The following is a 17,418-nucleotide window of genomic DNA, read 5'->3' as shown; positions in this document are numbered from 1 at the left end:
GACATAGCAAATACACCACCTTGAACTCCAGATGAAATCCCCACTAATGCAGCTTTCTTATCTCTTACACCCTCAGGATACTTTAGCCCGTCAATGAATGTTTTTAATACCCCTGGAAAGGAACCATTGTACTCAGGGACAATGAAGCTATATATGAAAAAGTGGTATCAATTTATTCTTTATTTTTCCTTTTCAAAGGAAAAATACCCTTAACTGGGTATTGATACTAGATGTAGAAAAACTCAATTTTGAATTACTAGTTGGAATTAACACTTCACATAGTAGTCTGATTTTAGTTGAGTCTCTTAGGGTATTGCGTACGGCAATGCCCTTTCTTTTTGTACTTACACCAGCAACAAAAAAAGGCATCCCATGAGAGCTGCCTTGTATTTTATAACGGAAGTTTAGACCTACATGTCTTCGTCATCCTTACCGAAGTCGCCACGAACGGCTTCACTTACATTGATAACATGATCTCCAATTTTTTCGGCCGCAAAGAATAGATCTCTATAGATGATTCCACTTTGAACATCGTATTCCTTTTTCTCAGTACTTTTTAAATGCTGTTTTCTCATTTTGGTTTTGAGTGCATTAATAGCCATTTCAGTTTCAATAGCTCCAGTGATATCAACCTTTCCGTAAACACCATTTAGGTTGGCAATCATTTGTTCAATGGATAGGTCAATCAATCCGAATATTTCTGAAATATTTTTATTCTGCTTATCTGAGAAAACGGATTTCTGTTTATTTCCTCTTTCTATATCCTTCGACATTCGAAGGATAATATCCGCTACTCTTTCAAGGTCATGAGCAATACTCAGTATTGATCTTACTTTGATTGAAGACTCAACGCTTAATTGCTGTTCGGAAACCCTTACCAAATAATCAGCAATTCTTTCCTCAATTTCATCTGTACGAACTTCTAGTTTAGATATTTTAGCTTTTAGTTTATCACGCTTGTCCTGTTTAGTCTCATTCAAAAGTTCTTTCAGGGTGATAAACATATGCTTGGTAATTTCTGCAAACTTAATGCTCTCTTTTTGTGCACTGAGGATTGAAACTTCAGCGGTTAATGGGGCGTCATAATTGATATTTGTAAGAGAGAACTCTTCATCTTCGTCTCCTTTAGATTTAACCATTCTCGTAGCCAAGTTTACAAGACCTGGTACAAACCATATTAGGATCATAACATTCAAAAAGTTAAATGTGGTATGGAAGAGCGCCAAAGTGAATTTATTCGGATCGCCAGTAGCTGGGGCAGGCCAAATATAATGGAGCATATCCAATACATATGGGAGTAAAATCACCATCCACGTTACTCCAATAATGTTGAAAAGAGAGTGGATCTTGGCTGAGCGTTTTGCATGCACATTTCCTACTAAAGCAGCTAATTCAGCAGTAATGGTTGTTCCAACATTTTCACCCAAAATCATTGCTGTTCCAATTTCTATGGGTAACCCTTGTGCACAAAGCACAATGGTAACAGCCATAGCTGCACTGGATGATTGAACAACGATAGTAAGTATAGTACCAACACCAACAAACAATAACCTTGTTAGGATTCCGGGGTCATTGAATTGCGTGAGAAAGGATAGTAGTTCAGGGCTCTTTTGAATTTCTGGAACGGCTGCTTTTAACGCGTCTAAACCTAAGAAAAGAAGTGCGAATCCAATCATAAACTCTGCCCAGTTTTTGAGGTTGGGCTTTTTGGAGAACATGAGCGGCATTGCAACGGCAATTAACGGTAGCGCAAAAGCTGAGATTTTCAGCTTGAATCCAATCAGAGAAACCAACCAGCCTGTGATTGTAGTTCCAATATTTGCTCCCATCATAACACCGGCTGACTCTACTAAAGAAATTAAGCCTGCGTTAACAAAACTCACCGTCATTACCGTAGTGGCAGATGAAGATTGGACGATGGCGGTAATTAAAAACCCTGTAAGAACTCCCGTATAACGATTGGAAGTCATTGTTCCCAAAATGCTTCTGAGGTTATCTCCAGCTGCTTTTTGGATGCCTTCGCTCATGACTTTCATTCCGTAGATGAAGAAACCAAGCGCGCCTAAAAGTTCTATTACATTCCAGATGCCGTAATCCATTGTGTTAATTTACTGTGATGACGATTTTATTAAAACTCGTTTTTCAACCGTAAAAGTAGAAAGACTTTCTTTAAGGCTAATGTTAAATAATCATTACCAAGCAGAGGATTCTTGTCAAGCATACTTAACAATAGGTTCATGTTGGTGAAAAGTCATTGCACTAATTAATAATTACCTTTGCGCCCTACAAAAGACTTTAAAGAAACAGGAATTTTAAACAATATGAAAGGAGTTACCTTTGAGGATAGCATATTCTCTACCATAGTTGCGAAGGTAACCCTTATCATACTTGCGGTTCTTTTTTTCCTGATGTCTATTGATTTAGTGATTACGGCACTTTCGGGTTCATTAAATTTCATTAATGAGAATTTACTGTCCAATGCACTAAACCCTTTTGTAGGCTTATTTTTGGGGCTTCTTGTTACCGCTATTATTCAGAGTAGCTCTACTACGAGTACTATGGTAGTAGCGCTTGTAGCTTCGGGGACACTTTCATTAGGAGAGGCAGTACCTATTATTATGGGTGCAAATATTGGCACTACACTTACGAGTACCATTGTAGCTTTGGGCTTTATTTCTAATAAGAGAGCCTTTAGAAGAGCTGTTGCAGTAGGGACTATACACGATTTTTACAATATTATTTTAGTCTTGATTTTATTTCCTCTTGAGTACTATTATGGCGTTCTGTCAAGAGTTTCTTTTTATTTTAGTGAGCTGCTTTATGGAAAGTCTGTTTCAGAATCTTCTGCGTTTACAGATACAGTTTTGGGCAGTGGCTTGACAAATCAATTTGTACTGTGGGTGAATAATAGCGTTTTGATCTTAATTATCTCGTTTGCTTTACTTTTCGCCTCTATTAAACTTCTGACTTGGATCATTAAAAGAACTATTATAGGGGAGTCAGAAAGTAGGCTTCAGTCTTTCGTTTTTGGCAAACCTATTAAATCTTTTAGTTGGGGTGTTTTGCTTACTGCTGCAATTCAGTCTAGCTCGGTAACTACTTCTATTTTGGTGCCCTTAGCGGCTGCAGATAAAATTAAACTCAATAACGCTTTTACTTTTATTATAGGAGCGAACGTGGGCACTACCTTGACAGCGCTAATAGCTGCTGGCTTTAGATCTGAGGCCGCTGCCACAATTGCAATAGCTCATTTACTTTTTAATCTGACTGGAGCTGTTATTTTCATGTCATTACCTGTGTTTAGGAAACTGCTTGTTCACTTTGTTAAAGAGTTCAGTTATGCTGTGGCCAGGTACAGACTCATCGGGTTAACTTATATCATAGTAACCTTCTTTTTATTGCCATTCCTTCTGATTTCATTAAATAAAAATGTTAAACCAGAAGCGAGAGTAATGCCTAAAGCCATAATTTATAGAAACCACTGACGATAAGTTTTTTCATACATTATTGTAAAGTAAATTTTACATATAATGATATATTTGTGATTAAACTAAATCGAGGTATCAGTAGGGGTGTTGAAGGAATCACGTATAATCTGCAGAATAATATTTTTAACTGTTTCGCTTTTAGCGTTCTCCCAACTGGCCTACTCCCAAACTAACAACAGCACTTTTGGGAAGGGAATTCAAGTTGTTGCTTCAGATTCTTCATTTTCAATGAAATTTGGCTTGAGGTTTCAAAGTCTTTATCAAGGGTCACTTAATGAGGTTACTGATAAATGGGATGATCAATTCTTAATAAGAAGGGCTCGAATGAAGTTTGAAGGCTTTGCTTATCACCCTAGTCTAACCTATAAAGTAGAGCTTGGTTTGTCGAGTCGAGATATTAGTGGGGGCGATCTTGATGAACACAGTAATACTTCCCGTATTATTTTGGATGCCGTACTGAAATGGCAATTCAAGGAAAACTGGAGTTTTTGGGCAGGACAAACTAAATTACCAGGAAATATAGAGCGGGTGATTTCATCTCAGAAAATGCAATTTGTGGATAGAAGTCTTCTGAATTCGAGGTTCAATATTGACAGAGATATTGGTCTTCAGCTGCACCATTCAGCTAATATTAATCAGGCGATATTCAAGCAAGTAATAGCGATCTCAATGGGAGAGGGTCGCAATATTACTACCAATAATATTGGTGGTTACGATTATACCTTGAGATTAGAGTATCTACCCTTTGGTGAGTTTACAAGTGAAGGGGATTATTTTGGTTCTGACTTAAAGCGAGAAGCAAGGCCAAAATTGGCCATTGGAGCAACTTTTGACTACAATGACAATGCCGCACGACAACGCGGACAATTGGGTGCATTTGTTCAGGGATCCAATGGAAATCAACTTTCAACAGACCTTTCTACTCTGTTTATTGACACACATTTTAAATACAATGGTTTTTCATTTATGGGGGAATATGCCAACAAGCAATCATCGAAACGGCTGTTTGTTGTCTTGGATGATTTCTCTACGCTGAAATACGCTACAGGAACCGCAATCAACCTGCAAGCGGGTTATTTGATTGATAAATCGGAATGGGCTATGCGCTATACCCATGTAAGTACAGATGATTTGGCTTACTCAAGCTTAAAAGATGAAACACAATATACCCTTGGCTATTCTAGATACATTGTGGGCCATAGTTTGAAACTACAAAGTGACTTGTCTTATACCGATAAGGCCTTGGGAGATAACCAGATTACTTTTAGGGTTCAATTTGAAATTTCTTTTTAGCATTGGCTGTATTTTTTATTTACAATTGATCTTGTTAGGGTTATCGCTAAATAATCACTCAGAGATTTGAACAAAGTGACTGCTTGATGATTGTTATACTATGAATTGAGTTGGAGCTATTTTAAGTCTAATTGCCTTATAGTTCCTTTCTTCTTCTTAAATTGAAAACTTAAATCCAAGAGTTTGAAACTATTCGATTTTAATAAACTAATAGAGGCCTTCAATGGCTTTATTGAAACCAAGGTTGAGCTTTGGAAGCTTGAGGCGAAAGAGGAGATAGGTGCACTTATAGCCAAAATGTTAGTGGTAATGTTGGTGGCTTTGGGAGCAGTAATGGTATTATTGTTTTTCACTTTAGGTTTGGCCTTTCTTTTGAATGATTTGCTTGAGAGCAATATCTTAGGTTTTATTATTGTAGGCAGCTTTTATGGCATAGTTACGGTTGGGCTTTATGTTAAAAGAAGAACGATTGTTGATGTCATTGTGACGAGGCAGAATAAAGAAATTGAAGGAGTAAGTGAAGAAAATGACTTATGAAATCTAGAAAAGAAGAGTTAGAGCAGTCAAACGCTAACTACAAAGAGTTATTGGAAAGTCAGTTTGAGTCGATCAAAGAAAGTTTCCAGGATACAGGAAAGAAAGTACTGTGGATTGGTGGTGCACTGTTTTTGGCTTATGGCTTGACCAAACTTATTACCTCTGGAGGAGAGAAGGGTGAAGAGGAAACAGAGGAAGGTCAAATAATTGAAATTATACCAGAACCCTCAACAAACAAGAAAGTAAAACTAAGAAAGTTAGTTGAACGTGAGCATACGGACGAATCTGCTGTGGTGAGTGCTTTAAAGCATCAGGCCATTGTTTTTGTTTTAGGTTTGGCCGCAAAAAAACTTGGTGATTTTCTTAGCGAACTAGGAGAAAAAGAAGAAGACAGTGATTCTTAATATATTTAAACAAAGTGCAAGTAATGGAAAAAAATCCCTTGCGCTGCTTATTGACCCAGACGATATTAATGAGAATGGTTTAAAGGCTGTTATTCATGCCGCCATTGAAAATGGGGTGGATTATTTTTTTGTAGGGGGCAGTTTGATAACTACAAACAATTTGGCTCCAGTAATTGAGTCGATTAAATCTCAAAGTAACATCCCTTGCGTTTTGTTTCCAGGTAATGCCATACATATCCATTCTGATGCCGATGCAATCCTCTTTCTCTCTTTGATTTCTGGAAGAAACCCTGAATTACTGATTGGCCAGCATGTAGTAGCTGCACCCGTGATTAAAAGAAGTAAGTTGGAGGTTATACCAACGGGTTATATGCTGATTCATTCAGGAAAGCCTACCAGTGTTTCTTACATGAGCAATACTCAGCCTATACCAAATGATAAACCAAGTTTGGCCGTAAGTACTGCCATGGCTGGTGAAATGTTGGGTTTACAATGTATTTATATGGATGCCGGTAGTGGGGCGATAGAGCCAGTTCCCTCTAAGATGATAAAGGCTGTAAAGCGCAATATTGAAATTCCTTTAATTGTAGGGGGAGGCTTAAATACCGTAAGGAAAGCAAAGGAAGCCCTTGAGGCAGGTGCTGATATTATTGTTATAGGCAATGCAGCACAAAAAAACCTCAGCATTTTGGCTGAGGTTTCTGATGTAGTCCAATGTTTTAATCAGGAGTTAAACGTTAATTAAACTCTCTCTTCTTCTCATTTTTCCTGCAGGAATACCGAACATCATTTTAAATCTACGGCAGAAGTAAGCGGTATCTTTGTAGCCAACCTCACGACCGATATCACGGATGCTCTTTTTAGTGGTACGCAGTAAATCAACCGCAGCTTCCATTCTTTGGTATTCAATGTAATCCTGAGGATTGATTCCTGTAAGCATTTTGAAATACTGACCAACGTAGTCTTCAGAAACACCTGCAACACCAGCCAATACTTTGTTAGAAAGATCACCACCAAGGTTATTCTTGATGTAAGCAAAAATATCGATAAGTCTTGGGTCTTTAAAGTAAGTGCTGTTGGTTACTAATTGCTCAACAAAAAGACGTTTGTCTAAGATATATCTGATAATTTCTACGCAAAGATACTCTGTGTTTACTTTGATAATTCTGTTTTTACCCGGCTTGGTAGAGTTCGTCTCATCAATAATCACTCGAATCAATTGTGCAATCGTTTCGTTACCACGGATGGCAAACGGGGTGATGTTTAACGAAGCAAAGAAATTCACAGAATCAAAAACTTTAGCTTCGAACATTACTTGACTGAATCCATCAACATCATAATCGTTGATGTCAGAATCAGAAGCATTTTGAAGGTATTTCTTCTTGTTCGCAATAAAGTCTTCACTAGAAACAACTGGTGCTGTTAAAGAGCTATATGAAATTGCTGTTGATTTCCCGCCAGGAATGAAAAGCATATCTCCTTCGGAAATCTTTTCTTGATCAGGGCCAAAGAATATGTCCCCATTATTTACTATGAAAATCGTATTTTCTACATCGTAGTGATTTTCAATAGTAACTGGCTTCGCTATTTTCATGTTTCTGCTCTTAATATAGCGTACTCCTAGCGATTCAATGATTTTGTTGTAGTCTTCCATTTACATTCTTGTTAAAAATTATATACACTTACACGCTGTAAAAGTAAAACAGAATGAACAGGAATCAAATAAAAATGACCATAGGCAATATTTATTATGCCAATGGTCATTTTGATAGGATAATTCTAACTATTTGAGGAGTTCTCTGGAGATTACTATCTTCTGTATCTCTGATGTACCCTCATATATTTGGGTGATTTTGGCATCTCTCATCAATCTTTCCACATGATATTCTTTAACATATCCATAGCCGCCATGAATTTGTACAGCTTCAATGGTAGTGTCCATTGCTACTTTAGAAGCAAACAGTTTGGCCATTGCCCCTGCTTTTCCAAAATCCTTTTTCTGATCTTTTAAATAGGCTGCTTTGAAACATAGTAATCGAGCTGCTTCAATTTCTGTAGCCATATCGGCCAGTTTGAATTGAATTGCTTGATGCTGGCTAATTGGCTTTCCGAAAGCTTTTCTTTCTTTAGAATAGGCCAGTGCCAATTCGTAGGCTCCTGAGGCAATTCCTAAGGCCTGAGATGCAATTCCAATTCTACCGCCATTCAACGTTGACATTGCGAATTTGAAACCAAATCCATCGTCACCTATTCGGTTTTCTTTTGGAACTTTAACGTCCGTAAACATTAAGGAGTGGGTGTCAGAACCCCTAATACCAAGCTTATTTTCTTTTTTACCTACAACGAAGCCTTCCATTCCTTTTTCTACAATAAGGCAATTGATACCTCTGTGTCCTTTTTCACGGTCGGTTTGGGCCACTACCAAATAAACCGAAGCGGTATTTCCGTTTGTAATCCAGTTTTTTGTTCCGTTTAATAGGTAGTGGTCGCCTTTGTCTTCGGCTGTGGTTTGTTGGGATGTTGCATCAGAACCTGCTTCTGGCTCAGAAAGGCAAAAGGCGCCAATTTTTTCACCAGTGGCTAAAGGCTTGAGATATTTCTCCTTTTGCTCTTCAGTTCCGTATTTTTCAATTCCCCAGCAAACAAGGCTGTTATTAACCGACATACAAACGGAGGCAGAAGCATCAATTTTAGAAATTTCTTCCATGGCTAGGACATAAGAAATGGTGTCCATACCACCGCCATTGTACTTCGGGTCTACCATCATTCCTAAGAAACCAAGTTCTCCCATTTTCTTCACCTGTTCTAACGGAAAGGTTTGGGTTTCGTCTCTTTCAATGACTCCTGGAAGAAGTTCAGTTTGTGCAAATTCTCTAGCGGCTTGTTGAACCGCTAATTGTTCTTCGGTTAATTCGAAATTCATGCTTTAATATTTACCTAACGTTTGTTAGCAAATGTAATAAATTCAGCTTAATACTTAATCGCGATTCATGAACATTAACACGTAATATAACAACATAGCTAATGAGCCAAGTGCTGCCACTAAATATGTTCTGGCTGCAGCGTTTAATGCGTCTTCAGCCATGCCATGCTCATCTGGAGTAACTATGTTTCGATCATCAATCCAAGCTAAAGCTCTTTTTGTAGCATCATACTCTACTGGTAGCGTGATAAAAGCAAAAAGAGTGAAAATAAAGTAACATGCAATAATTATCGGAAGTCCTACCGTGAATATATCCAGACCAGTTATTATGAAAGATCCAAAAAGCATGATCATAAAAATTGTATTGATGATTCTGCCACTTGCATTTTGAATAGGGACTAATGCAGATCGCATTTCTAGTGGGCCGTATGCTTTTGCATGTTGCACCGCGTGACCACATTCGTGAGCTGCAACAGCGGCAGCCATAACTGAACGACCTTCATATATTTCTGGACTTAGGTTTACGGTTTTGTCTGCAGGGTTGTAGTGGTCGGTTAATCTGCCTTGCACTGAAACCACCCTTACATCATGTATTTGGTTGTCTCTAAGCATTAGCTCGGCAATCTCTCGACCAGTAAGTCCTATGTTCAACCCTACTTTTGAGTACTTCTTAAACTTCTTTTTTAAGTTGTTCTGAACTACCCAACTGACTATTGCGATTACTATAATCAATACTAAAAACATGTTCTTTATTTATTTAAGTCTTTGAATCAAATTGGTTGTAGAGTAACCATCTACTAAATCAATGGTTTTTACCTCCCCACCGTTCGCCATTACGATATCTGCCCCAACAATGTTGCTTAAATCGTAGTCGCTTCCTTTTACCAGAATATCTGGAATTAAATAAGTGATCAACTCTTTTGGTGTGTCTTCGGAAAACAGCGTTACACCATCCACGAAAGCCAAGGCCGCTAGCATTCTAGCTCTTGCGTTTTCATCATTTATTGGTCTTTCTTCACCCTTAAGCCTTTTTACTGAAGGGTTATCATTGAGCCCAACCACCAGCTTAGAACCTAAGGTTTTGGCTTTTTCTAAATAGTCAATGTGTCCTAAATGAAGAATATCGAAACAGCCATTAGTGAAAACTACTTTTTCACCCTGGCTTTTCCACTTGAGCATAAGTGCCTTTAAGGCTTTATTGCTAAATATTTTATTTTTAGTTGGCGTCAATTTTCTTTCTCTTTTTTCTAAAGTTAAGGATCAGTAGACTCAAAAATCCAAATAAAATAACTGAAACTACTTGTGATCCATGCGATACGACAGCAAAAACATAACCATCATTATGAGATATGCCATAAACGACTAAAATACTGGCGACTAAAGCTTGATATGCCCCAATTCCATTATTTACTGGTGCAGCCATGCCAAGACTTCCCATTACCAAGACCGCAATTCCTGCCATAAATGACAGTTCGGCAGTAGGAGTATAACCGAATGAGATGACATAGAGCATAGCAAAGTACAATACCCAAATACCTAAAGTAGAAAGCCAAAAGCCAAGAGGATTCTGTACTTTCTTGATTGCTTTGATGCCTGAGATTAATTCTGCCCATTTTTGCTTGATTTTATAGTAAATGGACTTTGGGTTGTTCTCTTTCTTAGATTTTCTAATGAAGAATAAAACTAGTAGAAAACCCATTATTCCAGCTAAAACTAAATACGGCCAAATGGTAATCAAAAATGGGAGCTTGTCATCAATAAATTGGCTGAAGTAAGATTTGAGCAAGTTGAATTGCATTGCCAATAAAAACACTGCCAATAACATAAGCATAAACAAATCCAATAATCTGTCTGTAATAACCGTACCTAATGAAAATGTAACAGGGATGTCTTGCTCCTCTTTCATAATCGTGCATCGTGCAACTTCGCCTAATCTAGGGATGGCCATATTTCCTAAATAACATGCCATTACAGCCAGAAATGCAGTCCATGTACTAGGTCGTTTGCCATGTGTGCCTAAAAGCATCGCCCACCTATAAGCCCTTAGGCCGTGGCTAAAAAGAGATAGTAAAACGCTTAGTAAAATCCATTCGTACTTGAAGCTTTTTAAGGCTTCCCAGATTTGATTCCAGTCTGTCGTTTTGGAACTGTTGTACAAGATATATCCTGTGATCCCAAGGGACAGAATAAGTTTGAGGATATCTTTTAAGCTGATTTTCAAAATAGCGTTAAGCTAACTTGTTGTTCTTGTCAGGAAAAACAATTTTTGGTTTGAAGGTTTTGGCTTCTTCATAATCCATAATTCCATATGAAACTACAATGATAATATCTCCCACTTGTACTCTTCGGGCGGCAGGGCCATTTAAGCAAACAGTGCCGCTACCTTTTTCTCCTTTAATTACATAAGTTTCAAATCGTTCACCGTTGTTTACGTTTACAATTTGAACCTTCTCATTTTCAATGATTCCGGAGGCATCCATTAAGTGTTCGTCAAGCGTGATGCTACCTACATAGTGCAGCTCTGCCTGTGTTACTCTTGCCCTGTGAATTTTTGATTTAAAAACCTCTATCTGCATACCTTATTAAAATGCGACCGCAAAGCTAATAATTTAAAAGTAAGTTGTCTATTAACCTCACTTTTCCAATTTCAGCGGCTATACAAAGCGCTGTTTTCTTTGGGTCCGAAACTGAGGGGATTCCCGTAAAATTATCAGTTTCAACGACTTCGAAATATTCAAGGGTCAAACGTTGGTTTTGCTTGAATAGTTCGTTGGTTCGCTCAATTACAAGGTTTATTGGTGTGCCATTTAAGATTGCATCAGCGGATTCTTGAAGGGTTTTAAAGATAAGTCCTGCCTCTAGTCTTTCTCCTTGGGTAAGTCGTTCATTTCTCGAAGACATGGCCAAACCATTGGCTTCCCTTTTTGTGGGTACCATATGTATGTCAATCGGGAAGGAAAGCTGATCAATCAGTTTCTTGATGATAAAAAACTGTTGTAAGTCTTTTTGGCCAAAAAAAGCACTATGTGGCTGAAATATATTGAACAGCTTAGAAACAATCTGTCCCACGCCACTAAAGTGATCAGGCCTGAACTTACCCTCCAATGAGTTCTCTAATGCACCAAAGTTGATTTTCAAGTCATGTGGAGCTGCATATATTTCAGCTACTTCTGGAGCAAACACAATGTCACAGCCTGCTTCACATAACAAATCTAGATCGCGTTCGATATTTCTAGGGTATTTTTCTAAGTCTTCAGGATTGTTGAATTGGGTAGGGTTAACGAAGATAGAAACCGCAACAAGGTCCGAACTCTCTTTCGCCTTTTCGACCAGCGAAATGTGTCCTTGGTGCAATGCCCCCATAGTTGGAACCAGGCCAATTTTCTTGTTTTTGAGTCGATGATTGAGAAGCTCGGCACGGAGTTCCCTTATTTTTTTGAAGGTGTTCATTTGATCGCGAAGGATAATCTAATTAACGCTTATTAACAACGCTTTTTTAGATAAATCAAGGTTTTTTCGGGAAATTGGAGTAATTTTGTGCTCATTTTCCAAATGAAGGTGTCATTAAATTTCCATTAATTATGTCAAAATTTCGAATTCTTTACGTTGCGAGTGAGATCAATCCGTTTCTAGAAACCTCCGCTGTTGCTGATTTTGTGAGAAAACTTCCACAAGCGATGCAGGAGAGAGGTATGGAGATAAGGATTCTAGTTCCTCGTTTCGGACTTATTAACGAAAGAAAAAACAGACTGCATGAAGTAGTCAGACTTTCAGGTATCAACATTTCTGTGGGTGATGAAGAAAAACCTTTGGTAATTAAGGTAGCGTCAATCCCAAATGCTAAACTTCAAGTCTATTTTATAGATAATGAAGACTATTTCCATAGAAAATCTGTCTTTGTTGACAAGGAAAATAATTTTTACGCAGATAATGACGAAAGGGCAATTTTCTTCTGTAAAGGCGTTCTTGAAACAGTGAAGAAGTTAGGCTGGGCTCCAGATATTGTTCATTGCAATGATTGGATGACTAGTTTGATTCCACTTTACTTAAAGACTACTTATAAAAACGATCCAATATTTCAGAACACGAAATCAATTTTCACGATCTATAACAATGCGTTCTCTCATCAGTTTGATGCAGATTTGCTTGATAAGGTGAAGATGATGGATATTGATGACAGTATGCTGGAGAATTTAAAGTCAGCTGACTTTGCAGGGTTTATAAAGACAGGTGCGGAATATGCAGATGCCGTTATTAGAGCCGAAGAAGAAGGGCATGAGGGTTTAAATGACCTAGTGACTGAGATTGAAAAGCTTAAGAAAGTAGATACAATTGAAAAGGATGATAATTTCTTAGACTCTTATTATAATTTATATAATGAACTTGTTGGGTAAGATTAAAAGCATTGGGGCCTTAATTTTAGGCCTCACTCTTTTGTTTTCTTGTGAGAAGAATGGAGATTTTGGGTTTGGTTCGGATGACATTTCACCTGTTGAATTTTCGGTAGAGACAGTAGGTACTAGCTCTTCCGTTGTTTTGTTAGATTCTATTTCATCTACAAACTTAGGTGTTGGATTTATTGGAAATATTGATGATCCAGATGTTGGAAAGGTTAAGGCGACCAGTTATGCTCAGATGAAACTTAATGTTAGTGATCTGAATGATATATCTGAAGAGGCTATTTTAGATAGTGTTAAGCTCAGCATTAAATTTGGTTACCTATATAAAAATTTTGCCAAGACGGCTCGTCTTAAAGTGAGCCTTTTGTCTGAACAAATAAAAGACACACTACATATTACAACCAATAGCACCGCTATTTCAAATGAATTGGTGGCTTCTGGTAATATTCTGATTGATGAACTTGATTCAGTTTATACCATAAATGTTGATATGGATTTTGCAAATGAACTATTTGAGCTCATGAGAAATGGAAGTCCAGCGGTAGCAACTCAAGAAGCCTTTGAGGCATCTTATCCAGGCTTGGCATTTCAAACTGAGGACAACGCTTCAAACGCCTATGGGATAGTTTTAAAGCCAGAATCTTCAATGATTGATTTCTATTACAGTGAGGTATCAAGCACTGGTGCTGTAAATGTGCCTGCTACTCATAAGATAACAATTGGAGAGCTCACACATTATTATGGACTTGAACTGGATCGTTCGGGCACCGCTTTAGAGGGCTTAACAACTACTAATCAAGAATATTCACCAAGCTCAGGGCTCCGGTATATTCAGGCGGGCGCTGGAATTCTAACTAAAATTAATCTTTCCGAATTACAAACGTTTGCCAATCTAAAACCTAATGTAATCGTCAATACGGCTCAGGTTTCCATTGGGCCTATTGATGATCCGGTTAATGGTGTTACTCCTCCCACAAGACTTTTGCTATTGCTTACAGATTCAGGTAATAGAGTGATTAGAGATGGAGATAATTTTAGAGCCATACAACAAGATGGGTCAAACCCAATTGGAAGCGGAACACCTTTAACACTCCTTTATGATGAGGATTCAAAAACCTATACAGGGTCAATTACTTCATTTATAGGGTATTATTTTTCTGATGTCTTTAGAAGAAATCAATTCTTCATAGCACCTCCTTCTGTAAATGGGGAGCTGGGGAATTTGGTGTTTCGACCTGAAGATTTTAAACTTAAAGTTTTCTACTCTGAACTTAAATAGGGGAGGTCATCTTCTTATATTTATCTCGTTAAAATAATTATATATGTGCGGAATAGTCGGTTATTTAGGCCATAGGGAGGCTTATCCAGTAATAATCAAGGGTTTACAACGTCTAGAATATAGGGGTTACGATAGTGCTGGAGTGGCCTTAATGAATGAGGGCCTTAATGTTTATAAGAAAAAAGGCAAAGTCGTAGACCTCCATGAATTTGCTAAAGGGAAAAATTTAAAAAGCAATATTGGTATTGGTCATACACGTTGGGCTACTCACGGAGAACCTAACGATAAGAATGCTCACCCTCACCTGTCTAACTCAGGCAAGCTGGCAATGATCCATAACGGGATTATTGAAAACTATTCCTCACTTAAAACTGACCTGATTAAGAAAGGGTTTGAATTTAGAAGTGATACGGATTCAGAGGTATTTATAAACTTTATTGAAGATATTTATTTAAATTCTGGGGTGAGTCTTGCAGAGGCAGTACGTCTCGCTCTTAATAAAGTAGTTGGGGCATATGCAATTGCAATCATTTCCTTAGAGGATCCAAACCTTATGATTGCAGCCCGTAAAGGGAGTCCATTAGTGGTTGGTCTGGGTAAAGGTGAATTCTTCCTTGCTTCAGATGCGACTCCGATTATTGAATATACCAATGAGGTAGTTTACCTTGAAGATCAAGAAATTGCTATTATCAAAGATGGACATTTTACCATTAAGAGTGTTGCTGATGTAGAAATGACTCCTTATGTACAAACTATTGATATTCAGCTTGAGGCGATAGAAAAAGGTGGTTACGACCATTTTATGTTGAAGGAAATTTATGAACAACCAAAATCAATAGGTGATTGTCTAAGAGGTCGACTTCAAGCAAAGGAAGGTAAGCTCAAGTTGGGTGGTATTTTTGACTACGTAACAAAAATGGTCAATGCCGAGAGAATTCTGATTATTGCCTGCGGCACATCTTGGCATGCTGGATTGGTGGCTGAGTACATATTTGAGGAGTTCTGCCGAATTCCTGTAGAAGTAGAGTACGCATCTGAGTTTAGGTATAGAAACCCGATCGTAAATGAAAAAGATGTAGTCATTGCCATTTCTCAATCTGGTGAAACGGCTGATACATTGGCGGCAATTGAGTTGGCTAAGTCAAAAGGAGCAACTATCATAGGTGTTTGTAACGTGGTGGGATCTTCAATTGCACGAGCAACGCATGCTGGTTCATATACACATGCTGGTCCTGAAATAGGAGTGGCAAGTACCAAAGCATTTACTGCTCAGATCTCAGTACTTACAATGATGGCCTTGATGATTGCTGAGAAGAAAGGCTCTCTTTCTGAAAGTAAATACAGGGCATTATTATTTGAACTAGAATCAGTACCAGATAAAGTAGCAAAAGCTTTGTTGCTGAATGATCAACTTGAGGAGATTGCTAAAGTATTTAAGGACGCTAGAAACTTCCTTTACCTAGGTAGAGGGTTTAACTTCCCTGTAGCCCTAGAAGGCGCCTTAAAGCTCAAGGAAATTTCTTATATCCACGCAGAAGGTTATCCTGCTGCTGAAATGAAACACGGCCCTATTGCTTTGATAGATGAAGAAATGCCGGTGGTAGTGATTGCTACGAAAGACAGTAGTTATGAAAAAATTGTTTCTAACGTTCAAGAAGTAAAGGCAAGAAAAGGAAAAGTTATCGCAGTTGTTTCTGAGGGCGATACTGAAATCCCTAAAATGGCTGACTATGTGATTGAAGTACCTCACATTAGTGACGCATTGATGCCACTTATTGCTGTAATTCCATTACAACTATTATCATACCATATTGCGGTAATGAGAGGTTGTAATGTAGATCAGCCTAGAAACTTGGCCAAATCTGTTACTGTTGAATAAAGGGAATGGAAATATAATTGAATAAAAAGGGAGCTTATTGAGCTCCCTTTTTTAATGCGTAATGCGGCTTAAGTATTCTTTTTTGAGTAACGGACATATTTTATATCGCTCTTCTTTGGTATCCTCATACATGGCTTCCAATACTTCGTAAACCTGCTGAACTCCAATTTTATTGCACCACTCAAATGGGCCATAAGGGTAATTAGTGCCTAATTTCATACCTGTATCTATGGCTTCTTTTGAAGCCGTACCTTCCTGAAGCGTATAAAAAGCTTCATTAATAATCATAAAGATAATTCTAGGAGTTACCATCCCAACTCGATCCTCAACCAGCTCAAAGTCGGTATTTAGATTTTTACACAATGCCTCCAAACCCGACTTGGCTTTATCGTTCAAAGCTGAAACCTCAAGAATATCTCGGTTTAAGAAAGAAAGTAGGCCGTTGAATCCATACAAGTTACAGTTGACCTCATCTTGGTAATAGGCCAGTTCTGCGAGTGATATTTTTGGTGCATTCACAAATAGGTTAAGTCCTTCATAAGCGCTAAATATCTCGAATTGCTCGGGGCTATCACCAATGAAAAAATCAAAGACACAGTCAAATGAGGAGAGATCTTCTTCGAAATCATAGTCCGTTTCAAAGCGGTACTCATGTCCAGTATTAAATTTTAATTTAAACTCTTCGATATTCTCTTCGGAACCGATGACTAGAATTTTCATAAATGTGTAATTTGCCCCAAAATTATTCATTAAATCAAACAATCCGAACATGTCGAAAATAATCGTTAACAGCCCAGACGCTCCAGCACCAATAGGGCCTTATAGCCAAGCCGTTAAAGCAGGTAATACTTTATACATTTCAGGTCAGATTCCTTTCGATCAAGCTACTGGCGAAATGATCAATGAAAACATCACAGAAGAAACGCATCAGGTAATGAAGAACATTGAGGCAATTCTTTCAGAAGCTAAAATGACTTTCAACAACATTGTAAAGTGTTCTATCTTTATTAAAGACATGAACCAGTTTGCTACCATTAATGAAGCATATGGTGTTTATTTCAAATCGAACCCTCCGGCAAGAGAATGTGTTGAGGTGGCTAGATTACCAAAAGATGTGAATGTTGAAATATCTTGCATCGCAGTAGATATTTAAAACTAGATAAATTTTAATTCATCGTAAATCACCAAGCCATTCTTAGTGATGGACTTGACTTT

General features: G+C 37.9%; 18 protein-coding genes and 1 pseudogene. 9 read left to right on the top strand and 10 right to left on the bottom strand.

Annotated features, from left to right (window positions below):
- Together VOI17_RS12680 and VOI17_RS12675 are read right to left on the bottom strand one after the other, a co-directional pair.
- Positions 1–152 (bottom strand): annotated as a pseudogene (locus VOI17_RS12680) (NADPH-dependent FMN reductase); the annotation flags it as partial.
- A gap of 258 nt (positions 153–410) precedes the next feature.
- The gene (locus VOI17_RS12675) at positions 411–2,099 is read right to left on the bottom strand and encodes a Na/Pi cotransporter family protein (RefSeq protein WP_323757590.1); all 1,689 of its coding nucleotides are present in this window, start codon (positions 2,097–2,099) and stop codon (positions 411–413) included.
- 222 nt (positions 2,100–2,321) lie between these two features.
- Between VOI17_RS12675 and VOI17_RS12670 the strand changes: the two genes are divergently transcribed.
- The 5 genes from VOI17_RS12670 (at position 2,322) to VOI17_RS12650 (ending at position 6,467) form a co-directional block, all read left to right on the top strand.
- Positions 2,322–3,485 carry a Na/Pi symporter gene (locus tag VOI17_RS12670; protein WP_323757589.1) on the top strand — a complete coding sequence of 388 codons (1,164 nt, stop codon included), beginning with the start codon at positions 2,322–2,324 and terminating at the stop codon, positions 3,483–3,485.
- Positions 3,486–3,728: 243 nt separating this feature from the next.
- Positions 3,729–4,781 carry a porin gene (locus VOI17_RS12665; protein WP_323757588.1) on the top strand — a complete coding sequence of 351 codons (1,053 nt, stop codon included), beginning with the start codon at positions 3,729–3,731 and terminating at the stop codon, positions 4,779–4,781.
- Between the two features lie 183 nt (positions 4,782–4,964).
- The gene (locus VOI17_RS12660) at positions 4,965–5,318 is read left to right on the top strand and encodes a phage holin family protein (RefSeq protein ID WP_323757587.1); all 354 of its coding nucleotides are present in this window, start codon (positions 4,965–4,967) and stop codon (positions 5,316–5,318) included.
- Positions 5,315–5,722 carry a hypothetical protein gene (locus VOI17_RS12655; protein ID WP_323757586.1) on the top strand — a complete coding sequence of 136 codons (408 nt, stop codon included), beginning with the start codon at positions 5,315–5,317 and terminating at the stop codon, positions 5,720–5,722. The genes VOI17_RS12660 and VOI17_RS12655 overlap by 4 nt, the downstream gene beginning before the upstream one ends.
- A complete protein-coding gene (locus tag VOI17_RS12650; RefSeq protein WP_323757585.1) occupies positions 5,712–6,467 on the top strand; it encodes a geranylgeranylglyceryl/heptaprenylglyceryl phosphate synthase in 756 nt (251 codons plus the stop codon). The genes VOI17_RS12655 and VOI17_RS12650 overlap by 11 nt, the downstream gene beginning before the upstream one ends.
- Here VOI17_RS12650 and VOI17_RS12645 read toward each other — a convergent pair.
- The 7 genes from VOI17_RS12645 to panC form a co-directional block, all read right to left on the bottom strand.
- The gene (locus VOI17_RS12645; RefSeq protein ID WP_068416427.1) at positions 6,453–7,376 is read right to left on the bottom strand and encodes an AraC family transcriptional regulator; all 924 of its coding nucleotides are present in this window, start codon (positions 7,374–7,376) and stop codon (positions 6,453–6,455) included. The genes VOI17_RS12650 and VOI17_RS12645 overlap by 15 nt on opposite strands.
- Positions 7,377–7,505: 129 nt before the next feature.
- The gene (locus VOI17_RS12640; protein WP_323757584.1) at positions 7,506–8,645 is read right to left on the bottom strand and encodes an acyl-CoA dehydrogenase; all 1,140 of its coding nucleotides are present in this window, start codon (positions 8,643–8,645) and stop codon (positions 7,506–7,508) included.
- 54 nt (positions 8,646–8,699) lie between these two features.
- Positions 8,700–9,389 (bottom strand): zinc metallopeptidase, encoded by a 690-nt coding sequence (locus tag VOI17_RS12635; protein WP_323757583.1) that lies wholly within the window; start codon positions 9,387–9,389, stop codon positions 8,700–8,702.
- Between the two features lie 9 nt (positions 9,390–9,398).
- Positions 9,399–9,824, bottom strand: coding sequence for a D-glycero-beta-D-manno-heptose 1-phosphate adenylyltransferase (gene rfaE2 / locus VOI17_RS12630; RefSeq protein ID WP_323757582.1), 426 nt, complete (start codon positions 9,822–9,824; stop codon positions 9,399–9,401).
- 37 nt (positions 9,825–9,861) lie between these two features.
- The gene (locus tag VOI17_RS12625) at positions 9,862–10,866 is read right to left on the bottom strand and encodes a lysylphosphatidylglycerol synthase transmembrane domain-containing protein (protein ID WP_323757581.1); all 1,005 of its coding nucleotides are present in this window, start codon (positions 10,864–10,866) and stop codon (positions 9,862–9,864) included.
- 7 nt (positions 10,867–10,873) lie between these two features.
- Positions 10,874–11,221 (bottom strand): aspartate 1-decarboxylase, encoded by a 348-nt coding sequence (panD, locus tag VOI17_RS12620; protein WP_323757580.1) that lies wholly within the window; start codon positions 11,219–11,221, stop codon positions 10,874–10,876.
- 25 nt (positions 11,222–11,246) lie between these two features.
- Positions 11,247–12,095 carry a pantoate--beta-alanine ligase gene (gene panC, locus VOI17_RS12615; protein WP_323757579.1) on the bottom strand — a complete coding sequence of 283 codons (849 nt, stop codon included), beginning with the start codon at positions 12,093–12,095 and terminating at the stop codon, positions 11,247–11,249.
- Positions 12,096–12,226: 131 nt separating this feature from the next.
- Here panC and VOI17_RS12610 point away from each other — a divergent pair, with 131 nt between their 5' ends.
- The 3 genes from VOI17_RS12610 to glmS are packed head-to-tail and all read left to right on the top strand — an operon-like array spanning position 12,227 to position 16,203.
- On the top strand, positions 12,227–13,039 hold the full coding sequence (locus tag VOI17_RS12610; RefSeq protein ID WP_323757578.1) for a glycogen/starch synthase: 813 nt from the start codon (positions 12,227–12,229) through the stop codon (positions 13,037–13,039).
- Entirely contained in the window at positions 13,032–14,324 is a 1,293-nt protein-coding gene (locus tag VOI17_RS12605; protein WP_323757577.1) for a DUF4270 family protein, read from the top strand. Before VOI17_RS12610 ends, VOI17_RS12605 begins: the two co-directional genes overlap by 8 nt.
- Before the next feature lie 43 nt (positions 14,325–14,367).
- Entirely contained in the window at positions 14,368–16,203 is a 1,836-nt protein-coding gene (glmS, locus tag VOI17_RS12600) for a glutamine--fructose-6-phosphate transaminase (isomerizing) (protein ID WP_323757576.1), read from the top strand.
- 51 nt (positions 16,204–16,254) lie between these two features.
- Here glmS and VOI17_RS12595 read toward each other — a convergent pair whose 3' ends face one another.
- A complete protein-coding gene (locus tag VOI17_RS12595) occupies positions 16,255–16,923 on the bottom strand; it encodes a 3-hydroxyacyl-CoA dehydrogenase family protein (protein ID WP_323757575.1) in 669 nt (222 codons plus the stop codon).
- A 49-nt stretch (positions 16,924–16,972) separates the two neighbouring features.
- On the opposite strand from VOI17_RS12595, the gene VOI17_RS12590 reads away from it, so the two are divergent.
- Entirely contained in the window at positions 16,973–17,356 is a 384-nt protein-coding gene (locus tag VOI17_RS12590) for a RidA family protein (protein ID WP_323757574.1), read from the top strand.
- Positions 17,357–17,418 lie beyond the last annotated feature (62 nt).

The organism is Roseivirga sp. (assembly GCF_034669765.1).
GTDB lineage: Bacteria > Bacteroidota > Bacteroidia > Cytophagales > Cyclobacteriaceae > Roseivirga.
This window is presented reverse-complemented; position numbering and strand designations above follow the sequence as displayed.